Source organism: Streptomyces sp. NPDC007162 (genome assembly GCF_040634175.1).
In the GTDB taxonomy this organism is placed as follows: domain Bacteria; phylum Actinomycetota; class Actinomycetes; order Streptomycetales; family Streptomycetaceae; genus Streptomyces.
In genome coordinates, this window is the sequence record NZ_JBEYFC010000569.1 from 1 (window position 1) to 5,248 (window position 5,248).

The window sequence follows — 5,248 nt, forward strand, 5'->3', positions numbered from 1 at the left end:
AGGCTGTCAAGGTGTCGCGAAAGGAAACATTCACGGGGTGCGACACCTGAATGCGCAGGCGTCGCACCCCGTGGCGGAGCGGTGACCGGGCGGGCGCCGGGGCGCCCCGGCCGGTCAGGCGTTGACGGTGCCGGTGGCGAGCAGGCCGAAGACCGCAAGGCCGATGACGATCCGGTAGATCACGAACGCGTTGAAGGAGTGCTTGGCGACGAACTTCAGCAGCCAGGCGATGGAGCCGTAGGCGACCACGAAGGAGACGATCGTACCGACGGCCAGCGGGGCGGCGCCGACGCCCGCGCCGAGGGCGTCCTTGAGCTCGTAGATGCCGGCGCCGGTCAGGGCCGGGATGCCGAGGAAGAAGGAGAGCCGGGTGGCGGCGACCCGGTCCAGGTCCAGGACGAGCGCGGTGGACATGGTGGCGCCGGAGCGGGAGAAGCCGGGAAAGAGCAGGGCGAGGATCTGCGAGCAGCCGACCAGCATCGCGTCCTTGAAGGAGGTGTCGTCCTCACCGCGCTTGTGGCGGCCCATCTGGTCGGCGCACCACATCACCCCGGAGCCGACGATGAGCGAGGCGCCGACCACCCAGAGGGACCCGAGCGCACCGTCGATCAGCGGCTTGGCGGCGAGGCCGACCAGGACGATCGGGATGGTCGCGTAGATGACCCACCAGGCGAACTTGTAGTCGTGGTGGTAGCGCTCCTCCTTGTTGGTCAGCCCCCGGAACCAGGCGGAGACGATCCGCTTGATGTCCTTGAAGAAGTAGACCAGTACGGCGGCGATGGCACCCACCTGGATGACGGCGGAGAACCCGACGACGGACTTGTCGTCGACGGGGATGTTCATGAGCCCCTCGGTGATCTTGAGGTGACCGGTGGAGGACACCGGGAGGAACTCCGTCACCCCCTCGACGACACCGAGGACGACGGCTTGACCGACGGAGATGGCGCTCATGGGATCCAGTTCTGCAGAGTTTGGTCGACAGTGCTGTAGACAGTCCTACAGCGCGTGGGTGTGAAGCAAGTTCTACGCCCACAGCGCCTGGGCGATCGCCGCCCCGGCGAAGGCCGCCCCGAGCCCGGCGACGAGACTCGCGACGACGTTGGCCGCAGCGTAGAGCCCCGCGCCGGTCTCGGTCAGCCGCAGGGTCTCGTAGGAGAACGTCGAGTACGTCGTGAGCGCCCCGCACAGGCCGGTGCCGAGCAGGAGCTGGAGGTGCGGGCTCGCGGCGCCCGTCGCGGCCGCGCCGGTGAGGAGGCCCAGGATCAGGCAGCCGGTGACGTTCACGACGAACGTACCCCACGGGAAGACGGAGTCGTGCCGGGTCTGGACGGCGCGGTCGGTGAGGTAGCGGAGCGGAGCGCCGACGGCGGCGCCGAGGACGACCAACAGCCAGTTCACAACGAGTTCTTACCTTCCGCGTCCGGTTCGCCCGGGTTGTTCGTGCGGCCGACGTACCTGATGACCTCGCAGTCGTCCAAGGTCACCAGGCCTTCGGTCACCAGCTCGTCGAGCTGCGGCAGGAACGCCCGGATCCGCTCCTCGGTGTCCACGACCACGACCGCCACCGGCAGATCCTCGCTGAGCGACAGCAGCCGGGAGGTGTGGATGCGGGAGGAGGCGCCGAAGCCCTCGACCCCCCGGAAGACGCTGGCGCCCGCGAGACCGGCCGTGTGGGCGCGGTGCACGATCTCGCTGTAGAGGGGCCTGTGGTGCCAGGTGTCGTCCTCGCCGATGTAGACGGTCAGGCGCAGGGCGCGGCCGGTCAGTCTCGTCATCGCTGCCTCCGGGTGAGGACACGGCGGGTGACGGTGGCCGCGCACCACACCGCCGCGAGGGCCGCGCACAGCGTCGCGGCGAGATAGGCCAGGCCGGTGGCGGGCCTGCCGTGGTCGACCAGTTTCTGGATGTCGACGGCGTAGGTGGAGAAGGTCGTGAAGCCGCCGAGGACACCGGTGCCGAAGAAGGGGCGGACCAGGCGGTGCGCGGGCAGTCCCTCGGTGATCAGGACCAGGAACGCGCCAATCACCGCGCAGCCGATGACGTTCGTCCAGAAGGTCGCCCAGGGGAACCCGCCCGCGGCCGTGGGCAGGGCCAGGGCGAGGGCGTAACGGGCCACGGCGCCGATCGCGCCGCCCGCTGCGACCACCGCGACGACCGGGGCCTGGGTACGCCATTCGGACCGACGCCGGGGGGTCGGCTGGACATGGAGGCTCTCGGCTTCCGAGGCTGTCATGGGTCGTACGTCTCCTGTTCGGGCACCGCCCCGACGGGTGCAACAGGTTACCGCCGGGCGTACCCGCAGGTCACTTCGCGGTGGGCGCCGCACAGACCGCGACGCCGGGCTCCCAGACGCTGCCGAGGACCAGGAGACGGCCGGTCACGCAGACACTGGTGGCCATCCGGAAGCCGGAGCGCTGCCGGGCGAGGTGGTGGACGACACGGCCGTCGTCGTCGAGGGCCATGACGGCGATGGTGCCGACCGGGCGGTAAGGGGCGTGCACGACGGCACGGGCGGCCGCCCTGCGCACGGTGGACGGGGTGCGGTGCAGGAGGTCGAGCGGGGGGTTGCGCGGCCCGGCGAGGGCGACCCAGGTGAGATCGCCGTCCCGCCACATGTTGTCGGGCATGCCCGGCAGTTCGGCGAAGAACTCGGCGCGGCCGGCGCGCGGGCCCGTGAGCCAGTAGCGGGTCAGCCGGTACGCGCCGGTCTCGGCGACGATCAGAAAGGTGCCGTCGCCGCTCACGGCCAGCCCGTTGGCGAACTGGAGCCCCTCGCAGACCACTTCGGGTACCCCGGCGCCGGGTGCGAGGCGCAGCAGACGGCCGGTGCCGCTGTGCTCGACGATGTCGCCGACCCACTGGTCGAGGGGGAAGCGGCGACTGGCGACCGTGAAGTACACGGTGCCGTCGGGCAGGGCGACCACGTTGCTCGCGAACCGCAGCGGGCCGCCCTCGACGGAGTCGGCGAGGACGCGCACCACACCGTCGCCGAGGCCGACGCGCAGCAGGCCGCGCTCGGCGTCGCACACCAGCAGGTCGCCGTCCGGGAGGAGCTCGAGTCCCAGCGGGCGGCCGCCGGTCTCCGCCAGCACCCGCACCCGGACGGTGTCCGGGTCGCCGAGGCCGTCCAGGCGCAGGATGCGGCCGTCCTCGACGCCGGTCAGGACCCGTCCGTCCGGATCCGTGACCACGTCCTCCGGGCCTCGGCCGCCGACGGCGACGTAGTGGAGGGGGACGAGGCGCGTGGGTCGGTCCATGGGCCCCATGGTGGCAGGCGGCGACGGTGCCCGGCGACCATCGAACCGGCCCCGTTTCACCAGCCCTTTTCGAACAGCCGGGCCACCTCGGCGATCCGGATGTCGTCACGCCGGTAGTAGACCCGGCGCCGGATGCGCTTGGTGCGCAGCAGGCCTAGCCGGGCCAGCAGGTCCAGATGGGCGCCGGCGACCCGGCGGGAGACTCCGAGCTTCGCGGCGACGGCCCGGACACCGACGCCGTCCTCGGCGAGGTCCGCATGGCGCTGGGGCGGGAAGTGGGCCGCCGGATCCTTGAGCCAGTCCAGAATGTCCAGGCGGCTTGTGCTCTTGGCGTTCCTCAGCATCCGACCGGCCTCCGTCCCTGCCTCCTCGTAGTTCGTGATGCCCACCTTCGCGCAGCCGAAGCAACCACGTCCGGGGGTCGGTGCGCGATGTCCGAGAAGGGACGCCCGGGCAGGGCGGGGGCCCGGCCGTCCCCTTACGGCCGGGCCCCGTCAGTGGTGGTTCAGCGGTGGCTGAACCACGCCATGGAGGACAGCGCCTTGTCGTCGTAGCCGAACAGGGCCTGGTTCTCCCAGCCGTTGCCCGAGGTGGCGTCGGTCGGGTCCCAGCCGTTGCCGGTGACGGCGGTCCAGGTCGCCTCCCAGTAGAAGACGCCGAGGCCGCGGCCGTTCGGGACGGCCTCCACGATGTTCGCGACGGCGTTCATCCAGGCCAGCTGACCGGCCGCGCTCGCCGGGTAGCCGGGGACCAGTTCGCTGCTGGTGTCTATCTGGTTCTCCAGCGAGTCGTCCTGGGCGAGGGTGAACGGGTAGGCGGTCTCGGCGACGAACACCGGCTTGGCGTAGCGGGCGGCCACGTCGTCCAGGGTGGTCTGGGCGGCCGCCGTCGAGCCGTGCCAGTAGCCGTAGTACGACAGCCCGATCACGTCGTAGTTGATGCCGTAGGTCTTGGCGTTGTCGAACCACCAGCGGACCGTGGCGTCGTCACCCGCGTTGGCCAGGTGCAGGGCGACCCTGGTGGCGGAGGAGACCGCCTTGGCCGCGCTGTAACCGGAGTTGATCAGGCCGGCGAGCTGCGACCAGTTGTCGGTGGAGCCCTCGGACCAGAGCATGCCGCCGTTGATCTCGTTGCCGATCTGGACCATGTCGGCGGTGGTGCCCTGGGCCTTCAGGGCGCTCAGGACGTCGTAGGTGTGGTTGTAGACGTCGGTCTTCAGCTGGCTGTAGGAGTGGCCGCTCCAGGCGGCGGGCTTGGTCTGCTTGCCCGGGTCGGCCCAGGTGTCCGAGTAGTGGAAGTCGACCAGCAGCTTCATGCCGGCCGCCTTGACGCGCTTGGCCATGGCCAGCACGTGCGCCTTGTCGTTGTAGCCGTCGGCCGGGTTGACCCAGACCTTCAGACGGGCGTAGTTCATGCCGGCGTTCTTGAGGATGGTGACCGCGTCCCCCGTGGCGCCGGAACTGGTCTTGTAGACCCCGCCCTTGGCCTCGCTCTTGGCCAGGGACGAGATGTCGGCGCCCTTGATGGCCAGGCCCGTCGAACCGGCGGCGAACGTCACGTCGTCGACGTTGATCCAGTTGCCCGCGTTGGCGTCCGAGTAGAAGCTGATCGTGCACTGGTTGTTGGTGACCGCGATCGAGGTGACGATCCGGACCCAGCTGCCGGTGGAGACCGGCAGGTCGGTCCGCTGCTCCGAACTGCCGCAGTTCTTCAGGGACATGTAGGCGGCGTTCTGCCCGCCGCTGGAGCGGACCCAGGCGGTGAGCGTGTAGTTCCCGTTGGTCAGCCCCGACAGGTACTGGTACGTCTCCACCTTGTAGGCGGCGGCCGAGTACTGGCTCAGGCGGTAACTGCCGCCGTGGCCGCCGGACTCGGTGTACGAGGCGCCCGTGTCGCCGTACTCCGACCAGCCGGTGGGCGTGGCCACGCCCGCACCGTCGGATTCGAAGCCGCCGAGGGGGAGGGTGGCGGCCCCCAGAGCGGAAGAGAGA

7 protein-coding genes are annotated in these 5,248 nt (G+C 70.4%); all 7 read right to left on the reverse strand.

Annotated features, from left to right (window positions below; genetic code table 11):
- Window positions 1-114: 114 nt before the first annotated feature.
- The gene (locus tag ABZ646_RS39325; RefSeq protein WP_360530355.1) at window positions 115-951 is read right to left on the reverse strand and encodes an undecaprenyl-diphosphate phosphatase; all 837 of its coding nucleotides are present in this window, start codon (window positions 949-951) and stop codon (window positions 115-117) included.
- Between the two features lie 72 nt (window positions 952-1,023).
- Window positions 1,024-1,398 carry a fluoride efflux transporter CrcB gene (gene crcB, locus ABZ646_RS39330; RefSeq protein WP_360530358.1) on the reverse strand — a complete coding sequence of 125 codons (375 nt, stop codon included), beginning with the start codon at window positions 1,396-1,398 and terminating at the stop codon, window positions 1,024-1,026.
- Complete coding sequence (locus ABZ646_RS39335; RefSeq protein ID WP_360530361.1) at window positions 1,395-1,775, reverse strand: DUF190 domain-containing protein; 381 nt, start codon at window positions 1,773-1,775, stop codon at window positions 1,395-1,397. Before ABZ646_RS39335 ends, crcB (ABZ646_RS39330) begins: the two co-directional genes overlap by 4 nt.
- Complete coding sequence (crcB, locus tag ABZ646_RS39340; RefSeq protein WP_360530364.1) at window positions 1,772-2,233, reverse strand: fluoride efflux transporter CrcB; 462 nt, start codon at window positions 2,231-2,233, stop codon at window positions 1,772-1,774. The genes ABZ646_RS39335 and crcB (ABZ646_RS39340) overlap by 4 nt, the downstream gene beginning before the upstream one ends.
- Window positions 2,234-2,303: 70 nt before the next feature.
- Window positions 2,304-3,257, reverse strand: coding sequence for an SMP-30/gluconolactonase/LRE family protein (locus ABZ646_RS39345; RefSeq protein ID WP_360530367.1), 954 nt, complete (start codon window positions 3,255-3,257; stop codon window positions 2,304-2,306).
- Between the two features lie 56 nt (window positions 3,258-3,313).
- On the reverse strand, window positions 3,314-3,601 hold the full coding sequence (locus tag ABZ646_RS39350; protein ID WP_360530370.1) for an ArsR family transcriptional regulator: 288 nt from the start codon (window positions 3,599-3,601) through the stop codon (window positions 3,314-3,316).
- A gap of 161 nt (window positions 3,602-3,762) precedes the next feature.
- Window positions 3,763-5,248: glycosyl hydrolase 53 family protein (locus tag ABZ646_RS39355; RefSeq protein ID WP_360530373.1), on the reverse strand; the 1,486-nt coding region annotated here is incomplete at its 5' end.